The sequence below is a fragment of the Sphingobium sp. B12D2B genome (genome assembly GCF_025961775.1).
Taxonomy (GTDB): Bacteria; Pseudomonadota; Alphaproteobacteria; order Sphingomonadales; family Sphingomonadaceae; genus Sphingobium.
Window position 1 is genome coordinate 2,194,908 of sequence record NZ_JAOQOH010000001.1, and the last position, 19,392, is coordinate 2,214,299.

Sequence of the window (19,392 nt, forward strand, 5' to 3'; positions counted from 1 at the left end):
CCGCCGACAAGCGGTGAGTGAACGGAAAATCGCGACCAAAGTCCGATCGCCAGTCGCAAGCGCAGCTTCACGATCGCTCGAACTGCACAGCGCGTCCCTCATGCGACGCCACCGCAGACGACGACCTGACCGCGCCTGTGCACGATCAGGTCCCCAAAAAGATCAATCCTCGCCTGCCTCGTCACTGTCCGGCCCGGTCATCATGCCCTCGGCCACAGCCTCGGTGCGCGCGCGGATCGTGCGCTCCAGCTTGTCCATCATTTCGGGATTTTCGCGCAGGAAGTTCTTGGCGTTCTCACGCCCCTGCCCGATCCGCACGGAATCATAGGAGAACCACGCGCCCGACTTCTCGACCACGCCGGCCTTGACGCCAAGGTCCAAAATCTCGCCGACCTTGGAAATGCCTTCGCCATACATGATGTCGAACTCGACCTGCTTGAACGGCGGCGCGACCTTGTTCTTGACCACCTTCACGCGCGTGGCGTTGCCGACGATATCGTCACGATCCTTGATCTGACCGGTCCGGCGAATGTCGAGGCGGACAGAGGCGTAGAACTTCAAGGCATTACCGCCCGTGGTCGTCTCCGGATTGCCGTACATCACGCCGATCTTCATGCGCAGCTGGTTGATGAAGATCACCATGCAGCGCGAGCGGCTGATCGAGCCGGTCAGCTTGCGCAGCGATTGGGACATGAGCCGCGCCTGCAGGCCGACATGGCTATCGCCCATCTCACCCTCGATCTCGGCGCGAGGCACCAGCGCCGCGACCGAATCGACCACCAGCACGTCGATGGCGTTGGAGCGCACCAGCGTATCGGTGATCTCCAGGGCCTGCTCGCCGGTATCCGGCTGCGAGACGATCAACTCATCGATGTTCACGCCCAGCTTGCGGGCATAGACCGGATCGAGCGCATGTTCGGCGTCGATAAAGGCCGCCGTGCCGCCCGTCTTCTGCGCCTCGGCGATCACATGGAGCGCCAGCGTGGTCTTGCCCGAGCTTTCCGGGCCATAGACCTCGATCACGCGACCGCGCGGCAGGCCGCCGACGCCAAGCGCGATATCAAGGCCCAGGCTGCCGGTGGAAATCGCCTCGACCTGCATCGCCTCCTTTGAGCCCAGCTTCATCGCCGAGCCCTTGCCGAAGGCGCGATCGATCTGCGCCAGTGCTGCTTCGAGTGCTTTCTGCCGTTCCATGGTTCCCACGTTCTTCTCGCCGTCGATAAGCTTCAAGCTCGCCGTCATGTGCCTGCTCCCCATGGAAGTCAAATCCTCGTGAACCGAAAGTCACAAGAGCCATGTATCCTATTTGTTCTTGCGGAACAAGAGGGGAACGAAATTTAAGAACGCAGGTCAGGCGACCCGGCGCGGACTTGCCGCCGAGACCGGCACGACCGCAACCTTGGCAGCGGCGAGGGAAGCCCCCTCCTCCGCCGTCAGCAGCGCCGGACCACGCAGATCCGGCCGCTTGCCGGGCGCGATACAGCGCGTTGCGGCGCTGAGCTTCTCGACCGGCGCCTCCGGGGCTTCCGGCGCGGATACGGCCTGTGCGCGGATGCTGAGGTCCGCCGACCAGAGCCGCCGGACAATTGCGCCGGCCACGGCCAGCGCTGAGGGACGCTGCGCATTTACGTTCATACCGTTGGTGAACAGCGACACGATCAGCCGGTCGCGGATTTCCTCGGAATGAAAATCGAACAGGATGCCGATCCGGCGCGCCGAATAGCGCACCTCGCCACGCAATATGCCGACATCCGGGAGGACGATCTGCACCCTTTCGCCCACCGCGAAGCCGCTCGGTGCATCGAGATGCAGGCCGATGCCCGAGATGGAGATATCCCCCCTCGAGGCGCTGAGCATCTGTCCGTTATCGCCGATCAGCGTCACCGTCTGGCGCAGGTCGAAGCGCTCCTCGCCCCGCACGCGCGGCTTCTCCAGGCACATCATCGCCACCAGCAGCAGCATCACCATGTTGAACGCCAGCCAGAAGGCCACGACGGGCAGCAGGCCATCCTGCGTGACGATGCGATAATCGGGCAGCATGTTGATGGCGAGGCTGGCCAGACTCGCCGCCATGAGCGTGAGCGACGCGAACAGCACATAATCGCCCGGCCCGCGCTTGCCGCCCTTGGAGCCGGAGCCCTTGGGCGTCACCTTGAAGGTCAGTCCCTTCGGCGCGATCAGCGTCTTGAGCGCAGCGGGCAGGATGCGGAACGTCTGGAAGACGGACAGGATCTGCGCCGCGAGCGGATAATAGCGGCCCGGCGCCAGCATGCTGATGCCACCCAGCAGCGCGACGATCATCGGCAGAAGGAAGAAGATAATGCCCGGCAAATCGACTCCGACCATCGGCGCCAGATTGAACAGCGCGAACAGAATCGGCGCGAGGATCGTGAAGACCGATTGCAGGCCCTGCGTCACCCAGGCGGAGGGGAGGAACAGCAGCCGATAGCGCAGCTTGAGGCCGCGACCCAGCGGGCCATGATTGAGATAGAGAATCTGGATCGCGCCCTGCGCCCAGCGCTGACGCTGCACGAAGAAGGCAGCGGTGCTCTCAGGCGCGAGGCCGTAGGCCAGCGGCTCGTTGAGATAGCGCGTGATGTAGCCCTTGCGCAGGCTGGCGAGGGTGAGCAGCATATCCTCGGTGATCGAGCCCTCGGGCAGGCCGCCGCCGATCTCGTCGAAGATCGCCCGGCGCGTCACCGAGTTGGAGCCGCAGCAGAAGGAGGCATCCCAGCCATCGCGGCCCGGCATGATCGCCTCGAAGAAGAAGCGTTGATCATCCGGCATAGCCTGCTGCAGGCCAAGATTGGTCTGCATGGGATCGTGATTGTAGAAGCTGTGGGGAATCTGGACGATTCCGATCTTCTCATTCTCGAAAAAGCCCATGGTGCGGATGAGGAAATCGCGCTGAGGCACGAAGTCGGCATCGAACACGGCGACGAACGGCGCATTCGTCTGGGTGAGGCCATGGTTGATATTGCCAGCCTTGGCGCCCTTGTTGTCCGGCCGCGTGATGTACCCGGCGCCCTTGGCGTGGCACATGTCCTGTACCCAGGGCCGGCGCCCGTCATCCAGTACCCAAACGCGCGCCTCCGGCCAATCCATCGCGAGACAGCCGAGAATCGTCTTCTCCAGCACCTCGCGCGGCTCATTATAGGTCGCGATGAACACGTCCACCGGCGGCAGAAGATCGGCATTCTCCGCCCATAAAGCTCTCAGCCGGGCTTCCCCCGCATCGGCTTCAGCCGAGCGGTCCGTCGGGCGCGAAAGAATCGCCAGAAGAATGCCGGCATCGAACAGCGCCAGCACCTCCACGATCAGGCAGGAGACCGGCCACCAGAGATCGCTGAAGCTGCCGCCCCAGGGGATCGTATAGAAAATCCGCCAATGCAGATAATTGACGATGGCCGCGGCAATCGTCGCCACGATGCCGACGCGCGACGGCCACAACCCGCCGAATATGACGAAGGCGCCCAGCACCAGCGCCAGCGAGGCCCAGGGCGCCGTGAAAGCGACGTCGGTCATACGCCTTAGAGACTGCGGCTGAACCGCACCTCAGCCAGACGCCCGACATCGCATTTGCGCGCGGCGTCGGCCTTGGCCGGCACCTGCTCGGGCAGCGCAACATCGACGATGATCTCGCGCGCTTCCGGCAGGGAATAGGTCGAGGCGGCGAGCAGGCCTTCCTGCCGGCGACCGGCAGCACCGGTGATCGCGATGACCCGGCCCTTCATCCACTCGCTCGCGCCGATCATGCGGATGTTCGCGGGCGAGCCGGCGTGGATCACCTCCGCCTTGCGCTCGGGCAAGGCCACCTGCACGAAGCGTCGGCGGCAATCGACCAGATCGACAACCGGCTCGCCGGCACGAATGGAGGTACCGGAACTGGCGGTCGTCGCCCAGACCAGCGTGCCGGCTGGTGCCACATAATTGGCGCGGGCCTGCGCATCCTTCAACCGGAGCTGAGTTTGGGTATATTCGGCATTGGCGTCGGTGAGCATCTTCTCGATGGTCTGGCGCTGGAGCACCACCCGATCGGCCTGCTGCACGGCATAAGGCGCATCATTATAGCTGTCGCCCAGAAACACCCCGGCGCGCGCGGCGTTGCGGGCAATGCCGATGGACTGGATCTTGGCCCCAAGGCCGCTGCATTCGCTGTCCTTGGCGGCGAGCAAGGCGCTGGCCTTTTCCACGCCGGAGGCAGACATGAAGCCCTGCTCGGAGAGCTGGCGCGCTCGGGCTAGGCTTGCGCGAAGCTCCGTCCGCTCGGCCTGACAACCGGACAAGGCAGCGCCAGCGGCAGATTGATCCTCGGAGAGGCGCGCCGTCGTGGCGTTGGAGAACACCGTGGCACGGCGTCCCAGCCGGACCTCCTGCGCGGTCAGCTCCCCGAGTTGGCGCTTGGCGAGATCGATCTGCGCGAGGGCGATTTCGGCCCGGGCCTTGAGCTCCGCGACTTCGCCGGTGTCCTGCGAGAGATCGAGCAGATGCACAGGTGTCGGCTTCATGAAATACTGGCCATCGGCGGGCAGCGCCGCCACTGTCCCGTCCGCGGCCGCGGTCAGGCGGATGATCGGCGCGTTGACTGCCGCCTGCGTCGACACATCGTTGAACACATAAGGCGCAAAGCCAATGGCGCCCGTGCTCAGCAAGGCTACCGCCAGCGCAATGCGCGTGCTGCGCGCCCGCAGGATCGTTTCAACGCGACTCATGAATACCACCACCCCTGAAAGATACCGGGCGTCTGCCCGGCGCCCACGAAGCGGGACTAGCAGTGGCGTGGTTACGATATCGTTAGCCGAAGGACGGCTAAGGCCGCGTTATGCGCGGGCGGTCGCATCATCCTGCGGATCGCTCTGGCGGGCGCTCGCCAGCACATCGCGCGCGGCCTCGGCGAGCTGGGAGACCGAGAAGGGCTTGGGCAGGAAAGCCACATTCTCGATGTCGATGGACTTGCGAAGCTGCTCCTCGGCATAGCCGGACATGAACAGCACCGGGATATCGGGATGGCTCTCCCGGACATGGCGGACCATCGTCGGGCCATCCATTCCCGGCATCACCACGTCGGAAATCAGCAGATCGATCCGCTCGGCCTCCGCAAGTCGCGCCAGACCCTGCTCGCCGTCCGAGGCGGTGACGACAGTGTAACCCTGCCGGGCCAGCGCACGCTCAGCAACGTTGCGCACCATGTCCTCATCCTCGACCAGCAGGATCGTGCCGGTGCCCCATGTCTCGCTGACCGCCGCCTTGCGCGGGGCCACGGGCGAAGACATGCCTTCAGAGGCGACCGCGTGCACCGGCAGATAGATGTTGAATGTGGTTCCCTGCCCTACGGTCGAATCGGAGAAGATGAACCCATTGGACTGCTTGACGATGCCGTAGACGGTCGAGAGCCCGAGCCCGGTGCCCTTGCCGACCGACTTCGTGGTGAAGAAGGGTTCGAAGATCTTGCCCAGCACCTCCGGCGGAATGCCGGTGCCGGTGTCCGAGATGCTGAGGCCGGTATAATCGCCGATCGGCATGATCTCGTTCTTCATCTCGCGCACATCGGCGGCGGAGACCGGGAAGGTGCGGACGGTCACCGTGCCGCCTTCGGGCATCGCATCGCGCGCGTTCACCACCAGATTGACGATCACCTGCTCAAGCTGGCCGGGATCGGCGCGGACATGGCCGAGATTGCGGCCGTGGAAGACCTCCAGGCGGATGTTCTCGCCGAGCAGCCGCTTGAGCAGGCTGGAGACCTCGGACACGACATCGGGCAATTGCAGCACCTGCGGACGCAAGGTCTGCTGGCGCGAGAAGGCGAGAAGCTGCCGCGTGAGCGAGGCTGCGCGGTTGGAGTTGGCCTTGACCTGCTGGATGTCGTCATAGTCGCTATCGCCGGGCGTGTGGCGCATCAGCATCAGATCGCAATGGCCGATGATCGCGGTCAGAATATTGTTGAAGTCGTGCGCCACGCCGCCGGCAAGCTGGCCGACCGCCTGCATCTTGGTCTGCTGGGCGACCTGACGCTTGAGGCGCGATTCCTCGCTATTGTCCTTGAGGCTCAGCAGCACGGCGGCCTCGCCCAGCCCCCTCACCCCGGCAAGGCTCAGGGACACCGGCTCGTCCGGCGCACCGAGCAGGCCGACCTGCATATCGCCGGACATTTGCGGGCCATTGGCAAAGCGGCGGATGGTGTCGGCCACGGCGGCGCGATCCTCCACCACCACGATATCGCCCGGATAGCTCGGCTTTTCGCCGGGAGGGATGCCGGCAGCGCGACCGAAAGCCTTGTTGAAGAACAGCAGCCGCCCTTCCCGGTCGGCCATGCCAAGACCGAAGGGCAGCAGCGAGAGCAGGGCTTCGACATAAGCGAGGCTGGAAATGCCCTCCACCGCCGAGACGCTCTCATCCACCATGACCAGCACGATCTGGCCGGAGGGATCGTCCGGGCGCAGCGGCACCTGGATCATGCGGATCGGCACCGCCTGCTTTTCTTCCTGCGCAAAGAAGATGCGGCCCTCGGCGTCCACGCGCATATAGCCGGCGAAGTCGCGACCCTCGATGATGCTGTCCGCGCGGCCGGTCGCACGCAGGATGAAGGCGGGATTGGCCGCACGGATGCGCCCTTCCCCACCGATCATCACGCACATCACGCCGGAATCGGACAGGCGCTCGCCCGCCTCGCCGGCCATGATGCGACCGAAATCATCGACGATGCTGGCCTGCTGGACGCTCTCGAAACGCCAGAGCAGATAGTCATCCGCCCGTCCGGTGCGCGTCACCTGCAGATCGAGATGGAGACTGCCGCGCAATATGCCGCGCACGGTGATTTCGCCCTCGCGCCAGGCCGCCTGCCCGGCTTGCGCCACGCGGTTCAGATCGCTCGGGGAAATGTCGATCTCGGCAGGCGCGGGATAGCCACCGAACCAGTCGCCATAATGATCATTGGCGCACACCATGCGACCCGTCCGGTCGGTCAGGGCGATGGCGCAACCTGCGGCATTGGCCGCCGCGCGAATCAGCGTCCAGTCCGGATCTGCAGGCAGAGCCGGCACGACCGGCGCGAGGCTGCGCTGCGTCACCCAGAGCAGCGCGGATACCGCGAGCACGGACGCCCCGAACACGGCGCCCACGGCCGGATCGCCGAACAGCCATAACAGCGGCGCGCCCGCCAGCAGCGCGACCAGAGCGACGAGCAGCAGCAGGGGGAAGCGCGGTTGATTTGCCGTCAGATTGAGCAAATCGCCATTGCGCGCATTCGCTCCCCCATCGCTCACGAAGTCTGCCCTCCCAGCGGCAAAATTCCGTCGCCTCCGGTCTCAGCGCTGTCGGATCGGCCCGCCTGACGCCCGCGCCATTTCCGCCCGATGCGGCTCTTCCACAGCCAGGAGGAAACAAAATAGCCGATAGCGGCCGAGACGACCGACACGACGAGCAGGCCGAACAGCAGCACCGGTGCTGTCGATGACAGCAGCCAGGCCGTCCATTCCGCCAGCCCCGCCTCGTGATGAATGAGCGCCATCACCTGGCTGACATCGCCGGACCGCCCCAACATGGTCGCGCCGACATAATAGGATGCGGCGAGGATGAAGGGCGTCGTCGCGGGATTGGACAGGAAGGTCATCGCAGCGGCCAGCGGCACATTCGCGCGGAACGGCAGCGCCAGCAGCGCCGCGCCGGCAATCTGCAGCCCGGGGATCAGCAGGAAGATGCCGACGAGCAAGCCCAGCGCCACGCCGCGCGGCACAGACCTGCGGGTGAAGCGCCACAGCTCGGGGGCCAGCACGCGATGCGCCACCGGCTTGACGAACCGGTTTTCCGCCAGGCTCTCCCGGCTGGGCATGGACGCGCGAAACGCCTTGATCAGCCGGCGCTTGGGCATCAGCCCCGCTCCCGCATGATGCGGCCCTGCTCGCGCTTCCAGTCGCGCTCCTTGGCGGTTTCCCGCTTGTCGCGGACGTTCTTGCCCTTGGCCAGCGCCAGCTCGACCTTCGCCTTACCGCGCTCGTTGAAATAGACGCTCAACGGCACCAGCGTCATGCCCTGCCGGGCGACGGCGCCGTGCAGCTTGGCGATCTCCCGCTCGCGCAGCAGCAGCTTGCGGGGGCGCTTGGGCTCATGATTGAAGCGGTTGCCGTGGCTGAACTCGGGGATGTTGCTGTTGATCAGCCAGATCTCGTCGTCCTTCACCTCGGCATAGCTCTCGGTGATCGAGCCATCGCCAAAGCGCAGCGATTTGACCTCGGTCCCGCGCAGCATGATGCCCGCTTCGTAAACGTCCTCAATCGCGTAATCGAAACGGGCGCGCCGGTTCTCGGCCACGGTCTTGACCTTGTTGAATGTCGCAGGGCGCGGGCGAGCCATCGGAATCTTTCTGTAATGAGCGCCAGATTTAGGCGATGTGACCGGCCTAAACCAGCCCCGCGATCTCAAGAGCGCGGTCTACCGTCGCACGCGAGGCACCTGATGGCCATGTTATCGGCAGCCGCAGCTCGCACGGCATCTCCGGTCGCACCCGCGAGAGCGCATATTTGATCGGGCCCGGTGAAGAATCGGTGAAGAGCGCATCGTGAAGCGGATAGAGCCGGTCCTGCAACGCCAGCGCATCCTTCCAGCGATCCTCAAGGCAGGCATTCTGGAAATCGGCGCACAGGCGCGGCGCGACATTGGCCGTCACCGAAATGCAGCCCCGGCCGCCCATGGCGTTGAACGCCAGCGCCGTCTCGTCATTGCCGGAAAGCTGGCACCAGTCCGCCCCGCAGGCGAGGCGCTGGGCGGTCACCCGGCCGATATTCCCGGTCGCATCCTTAAGGCCCACGATGCTCGGAAATTCCTCGACCAGCCGGTGCAGCACCGGCACGCCGATATCCACGATTGAGCGGCCCGGAATGTTGTAGAGCACGATTGGGAGATCGCAGCGCGAGGCCAGATAGGCGAAATGCTGGTACAGCCCTTCCTGGCTCGGCTTATTATAATAGGGCGCGACGACCAGCGCGGCATCGGCGCCGGCGGCCTGCGCGGCGAACATATGTTCCAGCGCAATCCGGGTATCGTTGGAGCCAGCGCCGGCAATCACCGGCACGCGCCCGGCGGCCTGCTCGACGCAGATGCGCACAACGCGATTATGCTCCTCGATGGTCATCGTGGCGCTTTCACCGGTCGTTCCGCACGGCACGAGGGCGCTCGATCCTTCCTCGATTTGCCAGTCCACGAAGCTGCGGAATGCGTCCTCATCCAGCTTGTCATTACGGAACGGGGTGATCAGTGCCGGAATCGAGCCGGAAAACATATGAAAAAACTCCTTCAAAGCGCGCGCTCGGACAGGCATAGTGGGGCAAATGCACGCGCCCGTTCACCGTTCGATCATCGAGGCTCTGCCATAATGCTTCCCATGGGAAAAGACCTTCGCTTATCTGCTGTCGTTCTTGTTGCGGCCATGGCCTCGGCAGCGACGACCGCTTCGTCCTCGCAAAGCACGCCCACCGTTACCTGGCAGGCCGTTCAGGAGCGTCTTGCCGCCGGTGCCAATGACGAAGCGCGCACCCGCGATGCGATTGAAAACTGGCGCCGCATTGCTTCCAGCGACAGCCACGATTTCTCGGTCTACGCGAACTTCCTGCTCGCCAATCCCGGCTGGCCCGAGGAATCCAAGCTGCGCTCCTATGCCGAGCGGCGTGTGGATGCGGACGTCAACGAGCCGTCGGTCATTCTCGCATTCTTCGCCAAATATCCCGCACGCTCCGCCCAGGCCAAGGCCATTCATGCGCTGACGCTGGCGCGGATGGGCAAGCAAAGCGAGGCGCAGAAAATGGCGCGGGACGCTTGGGCGTCTGGCGCCATGGACGCCAAATGGGAGGACCGGCTGCGGATGCAGTTCGCATCCGCCCTCACGCCGGAAGATCATTTGCGGCGCGCGGATTCAGCTTTGTGGCAACGCCGCCCGGAGATCGCCGAACGCCTACTCGCCTCCGTGCCGGTGACCCGCCAGGCGGTTGTCGCCGCGCGGATCGCCTTCCAGCGCAAATCGCCCAATGCTGCGGCCCTCATGGGTCCGGCCGATCCTGTGGGGATGCTGGACGCCGGCTATCTGGCCGACAAGGCGCGCTGGCTGACCGACAATGGCGACCTTGCTGCGGCGCGCAGCCTGCTCGGCAACCGCACGGCGCTGATGCAACGCCCTACCGACCCGGAAAAATGGTATGAGGTGCTGCTGGCGCAGGCCCGCGCCGCGAACAATGACAACCAGTTCAGCACGGCCTTTGCCATTGCCTCCAAGGTCGACGATGCCTTCCCCCGCGGGACCGACATCAGCGCGCAGTCACTGGGCGTGCGCGATGATTATACCAGCCTCACATGGCTGGCCGGGATGATCGCGCTCAACAAGCTGAACCGCCCTGCCGATGCCGAGGCGATGTTCGACCGCTATGCCAATGGCGCCAAATCGGGCCAGACCAGCTCCAAGGGCCATTATTGGGCCGGACGCGCCGCGCTGGCCGCTGGTCGCCAGTCGCAGGCGACCGCGCATTTCGAGAAGGCCGGCAGCTACCCCGATCAATATTATGGCCAGCTCGCGCTCGAGCGTCTCAAACGCCGCGTCAATCCCGATGCGCTGGCCAGTGCCGTGCGCCCCAGCGCCAGCGAGCGCGCCGCCTTCATGGCGCGGCCGGTGGTGCGCGCCGCCAGCCTGCTCGGGCGCAACGGGCAGACCCGCGACCAATCGCTGTTCATCCGCGCCATTGCCGACAATGCGCAGACGGACACGGAACTGGCGCTTGCCGGCGAACTGGCGCAAGTCCTCGGCCGCCCGGATCTGGGCGTCATGGCCGCCCGCAGCGCCGGCCGCAATGGCCTGAGTGCCGCGCCGGACTACAGCTTCCCCCGCATGAATGTGCCGCTGAGCGACCGCTCCAATTGGACGATGATCCACGCGATCACCCGGCAGGAAAGCCAGTTCGACCGGGCCATCGTGTCCCACGCCAATGCGCATGGACTGATGCAGCTGCTGCCCTCCACCGCGCGCGAAGTCGCGGGCAAGATCGGCATGAGCTTCAACCAGAGCTCGCTCTACGACCCGAACTATAACGTGCAGCTTGGCAGTGCCTACTTCCAGCAGCTGCTGCGCTACTACAACGGCAGCTACCCGCTCGCCATCGCCGCCTATAATGGCGGCATGGGCCGAGTGAACCGCTGGCTGCAATCCAACGGCGACCCGCGCCTGCCCGGCGTGGACATGGTCCAGTGGATCGAGGACATTCCCATTTTCGAGACGCGCAACTATGTGCAGCGCGTGCTGGAGAATGCGGTGATCTATGACATGCTGAGCCCCGTGCAGAGCACCGCCGACCTGGCGCCGCTCAGCCGGTTCCTGGGCAAGTCCCTGCCCGGCTGAGGACCGCCCGCTCCCGCCTAATCCGACCTTTCGACCCAGAACAGAATAGAGATCATGACTGAAAGAGAGACGAGTACCGCGCCCGCATCGACGCCCATCGCCGGGCCTGCCGACGCCGCCGAGACCGACGAGAGGCGCGGGACCAAGGCCTTCTGGGCCGGCGTCGGCATCGGATCAGCAGCGCTCGCCGCAGCCCTGATGTACGCCAGCAAGCGGCCGAAACGCCGGGGCAAATGAGCGCGCTTCCTCGGCCGAACTACATCACGCCGGGCGGTTTTGCCGCGCTGCGCGCCGAATATGACCAGCTTCTCGGGGAAGAACGGCCCAAGATCGTGGAGATCGTCAGCTGGGCCGCCGGCAATGGCGATCGCAGCGAGAATGGCGACTATCTCTATGGCCGCAAGCGGATGCGGGAGATCGACCGCCGCCTGAAATGGCTGGCGCAGCGGATGAAGCTCGCCAAGATCGTGGAACCTGCGCAGCAGCCGGATAAGAGCCGCATCTTCTTCGGCGCGACGGTCACGCTCGCCGATGAGGAGGACAATCAGCGCAGTGTTACCATCGTCGGCAATGACGAGGCGGATGCCGGCGCCGCTCGGATCGGCTGGGATACGCCGCTGGCGCGCGCCCTGAGAGGAGCTGCCGTGGGCGACCTGCGCCGCGTCGACCTGCCGGGCGGCAGCAAGGAATGGGAAATCCTCGCCATCAGCTATCCGCAATGATCGCGCGGACGGCCTTGCTGGGGATTGGGCTGCTGGCCGGCACGGCGTCGGGGGCATGGGCTGCAGATTGCCCGACGGGGCTCTTCATGGCCGATGCCGGGCCGGATGCAGCCTCGGCACTGGAAATCGACCCGGATGGTCGCTTCCGCTACATGTTCACCGCCGGCGCTGTGGACGAATCGGCAGCGGGGCGCTGGGAATGCAGGGATGACGGCACCTTGCGCCTCACCACCGAGCCGACCCCCAAGCCGGCAGCGTTCTCGCTCGCCGATGTAGCCAGCGACGGGAATGAGCCGTTCACCCTGCTGGTCACCTGGCCCAATGGAGTGGGCGTTCCCGCCGTCGATTTTGAGCTCACCCTCGAGGATGGCGACACCATCGCCGACTATACCCAGAGCGACGGCTGGACCGGCGATTTAGGCAAACGCCGTCCGCGCTCGATTCAAGTCTCCGAAGTATTTTTCGGCACCAAATCCGAGGTGATCCCGCTGCCCGCGCAGGAGCATCTTCGCGTCCACATCATCCTGACCCCCAATGACATGGGCGTTGCCGCTTTCCGCGATACGCTGGTGACTCGCGAGGACGACAAGCTGGTTCTCCATTGGCGCGACGGCACGATGCGCTACGCCCCGGCCGCGCAGGACTGAGCGCCTCGCCATGATGGACATCCGCCCCGCCTCGGCCGCCGACTGGCCGGGCATCTGGACCGTTTTCGAGCCGGTCATCCGCGAGGGGGCGACCTTTCCCCTCGCCCACGATCTGGATGAGGCGGGTGCCCACGCCTACTGGACCGCGCCGGACAAGCAGGTGTTCGTCGCAACATCCGACGCCGGCATCGTGGGCAGCTACACCTTGCGCGCAAATTCGACCGGCCCGGCCGCCCATGTCGCCAATGCCGGCTATATCGTCCGGGCCGATCAGCGTGGGAAAGGCATTGCGCAAGCGCTGTGCCGCCACTCGCTGCAAACGGCCCGCGCGCAGGGCTTCCGCGCGATGCAGTTTAATCTGGTGATTTCCACGAACGTCCGCGCCGTGCGTCTGTGGCAGCATATGGGATTTAGCGTGATCGGGGCGCTTCCCGGCGCGTTCCACCATCCGGTTCACGGTTATGTCGATGCGCTCGTGATGTACCGCAGCCTCATGGATCAGGCCTGAGCCGCTCACTCCTCCGGCTGATAGCCGAACGCCTCATGCGCCAGTTTCACGACGGCGGGGTCGGCGTCCGGCATCTCCATCGAGACATGCTTTTCCAGCCGGTCGGCGATGCAGGTAAGCGCCGCGATCCGCGCAGCTTTGCGATCATTGCCATCGATCACCTGCCAGGGCGCCTGCTTGGTGTCGGTCTTGGCGAACATGTCCTTGATGGCATCGAGATAATCGGCCCGCTTGTCGCGATTGCGATAATCCTCCGTGCCCGTCTTCCAGCGCTTGAAGGGATCGTCCAGCCGCTGTGCAAGCTGCTTGTCCTGCTCCTTCTGCGTGATGTGGACGAACAGCTTCACGATTGCGGTGCCGCTGTCGATCTGCTGGGCCTCGAACGCATTGATCTCGTCATAGCCGCGCTTCCACTCGGCTTTTGTGCAGAAGCCCTCCACCCGCTCGACCAGCACGCGCCCGTACCAGCTCCGGTCGAAGATCGCGATGTGCTTGTCCGCGGGCAGCTTGGTCCAGAAGCGCCATAGGAAATGGCGCCCAAGTTCGTCCGGCGTCGGCGCCCCGATGGGCCAGACGTGGAAATAGCGCGGATCGAGCAGCGACGTCATTCGCTTGATGATGCCGCCCTTGCCGGCGGCGTCCCACCCTTCCAGCATCACCACGCTGCGGCGCTTGTGGATGATGTGGGCGACCTGGATCTTCTCCAGCCGCTTCTGGAGCTTGAGCAGCGCCTTGTCGAAGTCGCCGTCGAAATCGGCGCCCTTCTCATAATCGGAGAGCTTGATGGTCATGGCCGCACCCTATCGTGCGGCCAGCCATTGTCGAGAGTTCAGCTCTTTTGCGGCTCGACGACGCGGATGTGCAGTTCGCGCAGCTGCTTGAGCTCCGCGTTGGAGGGCGCGCCCATCAGCAGATCCTCGGCGCGCTGGTTCATCGGGAACAGCGTGATCTCGCGCAGGTTCACAGCGCCACAGAGCAGCATCACGATGCGGTCCACGCCGGCGGCCATGCCACCGTGCGGCGGCGCGCCATATTGGAAAGCGCGGTAGAGGCCGCCGAAGCGATCTTCCACATCCTGCTTGCTCAGGCCAACCTTCTCGAAGGCCTTAACCATCAGCTCGGGCGACTGGTTGCGGATCGAGCCGGACGCGATCTCGAAGCCGTTGCAGACCATGTCGTACTGGAAGGCCTTGATCGAAAGCGGATCGGGCCCGTCCAGCGCCTCCATCCCGCCCTGCGGCATGGAGAAGGGGTTGTGCGCGAAGTCCAGGCTCTTGGAGTCCTCGTCATATTCGTAGAATGGAAAGTCCACGATCCAGCACAGGTCGAAGCGGTCCTTGTCGATCAGGTCGAGCTGCTCGCCGACGCGGATGCGGGCAAGACCGGCGAGCTTGGCGGCCTGCGTCTCCTTGCCGGCGGCGAAGAACACGCCATCATTGGGACCAAGGCCGAGCGTTTCGATCAGCTTGGCGGTCGCCTCCGGCCCGTGATTCTTGGCGATGGGGCCGCCCGGCTCGCCATCCTTGATATTGATATAGCCAAGGCCCGAAAAGCCTTCCGAGCGCGACCAATTGTTCATCTCATCGAAGAACTTGCGGCTGCCCGCGCCGGCGCCCGGCGCGGGAATGGCGCGGATGACGCCGCCGCTCTCGACGATGCTCGCGAAGATGCCAAAGCCCGAGCCGACGAAATGATCGGTCACATCGGTGATGATGATCGGGTTGCGCAGGTCCGGCTTGTCGCTGCCATATTTCAGCATGGCTTCGGCATAAGGAATGCGCGGGAAGCTGCCGGCCGGCGTCACTGGCTTGCCATCGGCAAAGGTCTCGAAGACCTGGGCAATCACCGGCTCCATAGTGTTCCACACATCTTCCTGCGTGACGAAGCTCATTTCCAGATCGAGCTGGTAGAACTCGCCCGGCAGGCGGTCGGCGCGCGGGTCTTCATCGCGGAAGCAGGGCGCAATCTGGAAATAGCGATCGAAGCCCGCGACCATCAGCAACTGCTTATACTGCTGCGGCGCCTGCGGCAGCGCGTAGAACTTGCCGGCATGAATGCGGCTGGGCACGAGGAAGTCGCGCGCGCCCTCCGGCGAGGAGGCGGTGAGGATGGGCGTCGAATATTCGGTAAAGCCCGCGCCTTCCATCCGGCGGCGCATGTCCGAAATAATCTTGGTGCGCTTGACGATGTTCGCATGCAACGTCTCGCGGCGCAGATCGAGGAAGCGATAGCGCAGGCGGATATCCTCGGGATATTCCTGCTCGCCCGCGACCGGGAGCGGCAGCTCCTGCGCGGCGGAGAGCACGACGGCCTCTGCCGCCCGCACCTCGACCTCGCCGGTCGGCAAGTTCGGGTTCACGGCTTCCTTGGCGCGCGCCACGACCGTGCCAGTGATGGTAACGACGCTCTCGGCCTTCAGACTCTCGATCACATCGAACACCGGGCCGCTGACTTCGGTGACGATCTGCACCATGCCGTAATGATCGCGCAGGTCGATGAACACCAGATCGCCATGATCGCGCTTGCGGTGGACCCAGCCGGACAGCCGAACAGTCTCGCCGGCATTGGCGGCGCGGAGCTCCCCGCAGGTGTGCGTGCGATAGGCGTGCATGGTCTAACGGCCTTTTATTTTCACGCGCCTCATTGCGAGGGCGCCAATTGGATGACAAAGACGACTTGTGGGGGATATGGTGATACGCTCAAGCGTGCCGCCGGCCCCCAATCCGAGGACCGGCCAATAATAAGATCACCTGCCATATGCAAATCCATCCATTGATCACTGACAGCTCTTCCCTCGCCGCGCTGTGCGAGCGGTTGTCCAAGGCCGACTTTGTCGCCGTGGATACCGAATTCATGCGCGAGAACACCTATTGGCCGGAACTGTGCCTGTTCCAGATCTCCGATGGGAAGGAAGCCGCGGCAATCGACCCCAAGGCACCCGGGCTGGACATGGGCCCGCTGCTCGACCTGCTGGTGAACAATGAGGATGTGCTCAAGGTCTTCCACGCCGGCGGGCAGGACATCGAGATCGTCTTCAACCTCACCGGCAAGACGCCGCACCCGCTGTTCGACACGCAGATTGCCAGCATGGCGCTGAGCCAGGGCGAGCAGATCGGCTACAGCAATTTGGTCGACAGCTGGCTGGGCATTCACCTGGACAAGGGCGCGCGGTTCACCGACTGGGCGCGGCGCCCCTTGGACAAGCGGCAGATCGATTATGCGATCGGCGATGTTACCCATCTCGCCGCGATCTTCCCGATGATGCTGGAAGAACTACGCAAGACGGGGCGCGGCGTGTGGCTCAATCAGGAAATGGAGCGGCTCGCCGATCCCGGTAATTATGAGGTCAATCCCGCCGAGGCGTGGAAGCGTGTGCGCATTTCCAGCCGCAAGGCCGATGTGCTTGGGCGTCTGAAGGCGCTGGCCGGCTGGCGCGAGACCGAGGCGAAGGACAAGAACCTGCCGCGCGGGCGCATCGTCAAGGACGAGACGCTGGCCGACATCGCCTCCCATCCGCCGCGCAAGCAGGAGGATCTGGGCAAGGTGCGCGGGCTTTCGGCAAGCTGGAAAGGCAATGACATCGGCGCACGGCTGATGGCTGCGCTGGACAATGCCGCGCCCCTGCCCCGCGAGGAAATGCCCGAGCGCGATCCGGGTCGGCCCGGTCTCGGCAAGGAAGGCGCGCTGGTCGCCGATCTGCTCAAGCTACTGCTCAAGATCCGCTCGCGGGAGATCAACGTCGCCTCGCGGCTGCTCGCTCGCGCCGACGATCTGGAGATGCTGGCGGCCGGTGTGCGGACCAACCTGCCGATCCTGGAAGGTTGGCGGTTCGAGCAGTTCGGCCGCGACGCGCTGGATCTGGTGGAAGGCCGCATGGCCTTCGCGGTGCGCGATGGCAAGCTGCTGATGACCCGCACGGAAAAGCTGGCCGAGCCCAACGACTGATCGCCTGCCGGATGACCGGTGGACGCCCGCATGCTAGGCTGGCCTTTTGAGGAAAGGCCCCGCACCATGCGCATGATCGCTCCCCTTCTCGCTCTTGCCCCGCTGACGGCCTGCGCTACCGCCACGACCAGCGTGGGCGAACCGCCAATGGCCGGCAACGGCGCCTGTTCGGCGGACGGGCTGCAAAGCGCCATCGGCCAGCGCGCAACCGCAACGCTGGGCGCTGATCTGCTCGCCAAATCCGGCGCCCGCACCCTACGCTGGGCCCCGCCGCGCTCCGCCATGACGATGGACTATCGCGAGGACCGGCTGAACATCAGCTATGATGATGCGATGATGATTGAGCGGGTGAACTGCGGGTGACGGGCGGTTGGGCTGCGCCGGCAATTAGGGGGTACGACAGTGTACAGCCGTGCTGATGGCTGACTGTCCGGACGCGACGTCGTGCGAGCCCTCCTTCTCCCCTTGAGGGAGAAGGATACGGAGCCTTGTCGCCGTGAGGCGGCTAGGCGCAGTTGGATGAGGGGTACGGATCTCTGATCCGCTCGATCCTGCGGATCGACACCCCTCTCCCAGCTTCGGCTAGGCAGCAAGCTGCCTAGCCTGCGCATCCCTCTCCCTCAAGGGGAGAGGGCTTGGAAGACGTCCACTCCCCACCCCAAACCGCCCACGTCACGCATCGAGCAGATAGCCCATGCCCATGGCCTGGCCGAGCTGGCGCAGGCGGCGGTCGATGGATTCGCCGGCAAGTGCCGCATGTTCCGGGTCGAGGCGCAGGATGACCGTGCCGTCGCGCACGTCGAGCGAGCAGCCGTCCAGCGGGCCTTCCGCGCCGCCGGAGAGGCGCTGGCACAGGCGGATGGCAAGGCCCCATTGGATCGCGCGGCGCAGCAGCGGCTCGGGAGCGAGACCCGCCAGCAGCGCGGGAATGTTGGTGCCGCCGCCGAAATTCGCATGAAGCGCCTGCCCTAGCGCGGCGCGCTCGGCGGCATTCACGCCGACCCAATTGCCCTGCAGGGCGAATTCCATGCCGCGTTCGGCGCGAAACTCGGGATTGGCACGCCAGCCGACATCCGCCAGCAGACAGGCCGCAAAGCGGATGCGCGCCCATTCCGGCGGATCATCGTGGAACAACGGCGCGATCCAGCCACTGATCGTGTCGCCATGGCCGACAAAGCGCCCCTGCGCCTCACCCTCGATGCGGGCGGCGACGAGGAGCGGGTCCTGATTCGCCATATCGCGCGGCAAGCTCTCGTAGAGCAGCCCTTCCCGCAGCCCGAAGGCTGAGACGGTGAGATGGGCGGAGCGCAGCCGCTCCACCACCGCGCACAGCAGATGCGCGGCATCTGGCAGCGTAGGAAAACGCGCGCTGGAGACGCCGACCGCCTTGAGGTCTGCCTTCTGCGCGTTTTCCAGCCATTTGAGCAGCTCGGCCGGGCGATCCGGCGTCATTTCGTAATGATGCAGGATCGGCAGCGAATAATTGGTGAGGTGCATGTCCAGCCGCGCCAGCGCGCGCCAGCTTCCGCCGATCAGATAGAAGGGCAGGCCCTGCTCGATGTCGCCAAGGCCCTGCGCCTTCAACAGCCCATCGAGATGCTGGACCAGCCCCTTGCGTCCCCGTGCGCGGACGTCACCGATCCGAAAAATGCCGAGCGGCAGGGAAACGGGCATCTCCACGCCCTCGGGCCGTACGCGCACCAGTTCGAGGCTGCCGCCGCCCAGATCGCCCATGATCCCGTCCGCACGCGGCATGCCGGAGAGCAGCCCGTGCGCGGAGGCAAGCCCTTCCTCCTGACCGCTCAGCACGCTGACCTCCAGGCCGATTTCCGCCGCGCGTTCGATGAAGGTATCCCGGTTGGACGCATCGCGCACGGCAGCGGTGGCGACGCAGGTGATCTGGTCCACCTCCATCTCCACGCACAGCCGCGCGAAGCGCTCCAGCGCCACCAGCCCGCGCTCCATCGCCGCCGCGCCGATCCGCCCGGATGTGCCGATCTCCGCGCCCAGGCCCGCCAGCACCTTCTCGTTGAACAGCACGAAAGGAATGCGCCGAGGCCCATCATAGACAACGAGGCGAACGCTGTTGGAGCCAATGTCGATAATCGCCGTCCGGCGGAAATGCGGCCCGTTGAGCGTCGCCTTCATCGAGCGGCGCGTCGTGCGATCCAGCAGGGTCATGGCTGAACCCCTCCC

Annotated in this window: 17 protein-coding genes; 7 read left to right on the forward strand and 10 right to left on the reverse strand. The window is 65.0% G+C overall.

Going from position 1 to position 19,392, the window contains the following annotated elements:
• Positions 1-162: 162 nt before the first annotated feature.
• The 7 genes from recA to dapA form a co-directional block, all read right to left on the reverse strand.
• Positions 163-1,242 carry a recombinase RecA gene (recA, locus tag M2335_RS10400; RefSeq protein WP_319801195.1) on the reverse strand — a complete coding sequence of 360 codons (1,080 nt, stop codon included), beginning with the start codon at positions 1,240-1,242 and terminating at the stop codon, positions 163-165.
• A 108-nt stretch (positions 1,243-1,350) separates the two neighbouring features.
• Positions 1,351-3,525: a glycosyltransferase gene (locus tag M2335_RS10405; RefSeq protein ID WP_264594636.1), complete on the reverse strand. Its 2,175-nt coding sequence runs from the start codon at positions 3,523-3,525 to the stop codon at positions 1,351-1,353.
• 5 nt (positions 3,526-3,530) lie between these two features.
• Positions 3,531-4,712, reverse strand: coding sequence for an HlyD family efflux transporter periplasmic adaptor subunit (locus M2335_RS10410; RefSeq protein WP_181559444.1), 1,182 nt, complete (start codon positions 4,710-4,712; stop codon positions 3,531-3,533).
• Between the two features lie 108 nt (positions 4,713-4,820).
• Positions 4,821-7,262: a response regulator gene (locus M2335_RS10415; RefSeq protein ID WP_413716117.1), complete on the reverse strand. Its 2,442-nt coding sequence runs from the start codon at positions 7,260-7,262 to the stop codon at positions 4,821-4,823.
• Positions 7,259-7,867 carry a DUF2062 domain-containing protein gene (locus tag M2335_RS10420; protein ID WP_264594637.1) on the reverse strand — a complete coding sequence of 203 codons (609 nt, stop codon included), beginning with the start codon at positions 7,865-7,867 and terminating at the stop codon, positions 7,259-7,261. The genes M2335_RS10415 and M2335_RS10420 overlap by 4 nt, the downstream gene beginning before the upstream one ends.
• Complete coding sequence (gene smpB / locus M2335_RS10425; protein WP_264570111.1) at positions 7,867-8,349, reverse strand: SsrA-binding protein SmpB; 483 nt, start codon at positions 8,347-8,349, stop codon at positions 7,867-7,869. Before smpB ends, M2335_RS10420 begins: the two co-directional genes overlap by 1 nt.
• A gap of 46 nt (positions 8,350-8,395) precedes the next feature.
• Positions 8,396-9,274, reverse strand: coding sequence for a 4-hydroxy-tetrahydrodipicolinate synthase (gene dapA, locus M2335_RS10430; RefSeq protein WP_264570110.1), 879 nt, complete (start codon positions 9,272-9,274; stop codon positions 8,396-8,398).
• A 147-nt stretch (positions 9,275-9,421) separates the two neighbouring features.
• Between dapA and M2335_RS10435 the strand changes: the two genes are divergently transcribed.
• The 5 genes from M2335_RS10435 to M2335_RS10455 are packed head-to-tail and all read left to right on the forward strand — an operon-like array spanning position 9,422 to position 13,251.
• Entirely contained in the window at positions 9,422-11,374 is a 1,953-nt protein-coding gene (locus M2335_RS10435) for a lytic transglycosylase domain-containing protein (RefSeq protein ID WP_264594638.1), read from the forward strand.
• 54 nt (positions 11,375-11,428) lie between these two features.
• Entirely contained in the window at positions 11,429-11,611 is a 183-nt protein-coding gene (locus M2335_RS10440) for a hypothetical protein (RefSeq protein WP_264578720.1), read from the forward strand.
• Complete coding sequence (gene greB, locus M2335_RS10445; protein WP_181559438.1) at positions 11,608-12,096, forward strand: transcription elongation factor GreB; 489 nt, start codon at positions 11,608-11,610, stop codon at positions 12,094-12,096. Before M2335_RS10440 ends, greB begins: the two co-directional genes overlap by 4 nt.
• Positions 12,093-12,743 carry a hypothetical protein gene (locus M2335_RS10450; RefSeq protein WP_264594639.1) on the forward strand — a complete coding sequence of 217 codons (651 nt, stop codon included), beginning with the start codon at positions 12,093-12,095 and terminating at the stop codon, positions 12,741-12,743. Before greB ends, M2335_RS10450 begins: the two co-directional genes overlap by 4 nt.
• A 10-nt stretch (positions 12,744-12,753) precedes the next feature.
• Positions 12,754-13,251, forward strand: coding sequence for a GNAT family N-acetyltransferase (locus M2335_RS10455; protein WP_264594640.1), 498 nt, complete (start codon positions 12,754-12,756; stop codon positions 13,249-13,251).
• Positions 13,252-13,256: 5 nt separating this feature from the next.
• Here the strand turns inward: M2335_RS10455 and M2335_RS10460 are convergent, their stop codons facing one another.
• Positions 13,257-14,042 (reverse strand): polyphosphate kinase 2 family protein, encoded by a 786-nt coding sequence (locus M2335_RS10460; protein ID WP_264570106.1) that lies wholly within the window; start codon positions 14,040-14,042, stop codon positions 13,257-13,259.
• A gap of 38 nt (positions 14,043-14,080) precedes the next feature.
• Positions 14,081-15,862, reverse strand: a complete 1,782-nt coding sequence (gene aspS, locus M2335_RS10465; protein ID WP_264587062.1) for an aspartate--tRNA ligase — start codon at positions 15,860-15,862, stop codon at positions 14,081-14,083.
• 146 nt (positions 15,863-16,008) lie between these two features.
• Here aspS and rnd point away from each other — a divergent pair, with 146 nt between their 5' ends.
• The gene (rnd, locus tag M2335_RS10470) at positions 16,009-17,196 is read left to right on the forward strand and encodes a ribonuclease D (protein ID WP_264587061.1); all 1,188 of its coding nucleotides are present in this window, start codon (positions 16,009-16,011) and stop codon (positions 17,194-17,196) included.
• 66 nt (positions 17,197-17,262) lie between these two features.
• Positions 17,263-17,559, forward strand: coding sequence for an I78 family peptidase inhibitor (locus tag M2335_RS10475; RefSeq protein ID WP_264594641.1), 297 nt, complete (start codon positions 17,263-17,265; stop codon positions 17,557-17,559).
• Positions 17,560-17,868: 309 nt separating this feature from the next.
• Here M2335_RS10475 and M2335_RS10480 read toward each other — a convergent pair whose 3' ends face one another.
• The gene (locus M2335_RS10480; RefSeq protein WP_264594642.1) at positions 17,869-19,377 is read right to left on the reverse strand and encodes a Ppx/GppA family phosphatase; all 1,509 of its coding nucleotides are present in this window, start codon (positions 19,375-19,377) and stop codon (positions 17,869-17,871) included.
• Between the last annotated feature and the right edge of the window lie 15 nt (positions 19,378-19,392).

Coding starts and splice junctions, on each gene's coding strand:
- recA (WP_319801195.1), bottom strand. CDS start 1,242: ATGACGGCGAGCTTGAAGCTTATCGACGGCGAGAAGAACGTGGGAACC.
- M2335_RS10405 (WP_264594636.1), bottom strand. CDS start 3,525: ATGACCGACGTCGCTTTCACGGCGCCCTGGGCCTCGCTGGCGCTGGTG.
- M2335_RS10410 (WP_181559444.1), bottom strand. CDS start 4,712: ATGAGTCGCGTTGAAACGATCCTGCGGGCGCGCAGCACGCGCATTGCG.
- M2335_RS10420 (WP_264594637.1), bottom strand. CDS start 7,867: ATGCCCAAGCGCCGGCTGATCAAGGCGTTTCGCGCGTCCATGCCCAGC.
- smpB (WP_264570111.1), bottom strand. CDS start 8,349: ATGGCTCGCCCGCGCCCTGCGACATTCAACAAGGTCAAGACCGTGGCC.
- dapA (WP_264570110.1), bottom strand. CDS start 9,274: ATGTTTTCCGGCTCGATTCCGGCACTGATCACCCCGTTCCGTAATGAC.
- M2335_RS10435 (WP_264594638.1), top strand. CDS start 9,422: ATGGCCTCGGCAGCGACGACCGCTTCGTCCTCGCAAAGCACGCCCACC.
- M2335_RS10440 (WP_264578720.1), top strand. CDS start 11,429: ATGACTGAAAGAGAGACGAGTACCGCGCCCGCATCGACGCCCATCGCC.
- greB (WP_181559438.1), top strand. CDS start 11,608: ATGAGCGCGCTTCCTCGGCCGAACTACATCACGCCGGGCGGTTTTGCC.
- M2335_RS10450 (WP_264594639.1), top strand. CDS start 12,093: ATGATCGCGCGGACGGCCTTGCTGGGGATTGGGCTGCTGGCCGGCACG.
- M2335_RS10455 (WP_264594640.1), top strand. CDS start 12,754: ATGATGGACATCCGCCCCGCCTCGGCCGCCGACTGGCCGGGCATCTGG.
- M2335_RS10460 (WP_264570106.1), bottom strand. CDS start 14,042: ATGACCATCAAGCTCTCCGATTATGAGAAGGGCGCCGATTTCGACGGC.
- aspS (WP_264587062.1), bottom strand. CDS start 15,862: ATGCACGCCTATCGCACGCACACCTGCGGGGAGCTCCGCGCCGCCAAT.
- rnd (WP_264587061.1), top strand. CDS start 16,009: ATGCAAATCCATCCATTGATCACTGACAGCTCTTCCCTCGCCGCGCTG.
- M2335_RS10475 (WP_264594641.1), top strand. CDS start 17,263: ATGCGCATGATCGCTCCCCTTCTCGCTCTTGCCCCGCTGACGGCCTGC.
- M2335_RS10480 (WP_264594642.1), bottom strand. CDS start 19,377: ATGACCCTGCTGGATCGCACGACGCGCCGCTCGATGAAGGCGACGCTC.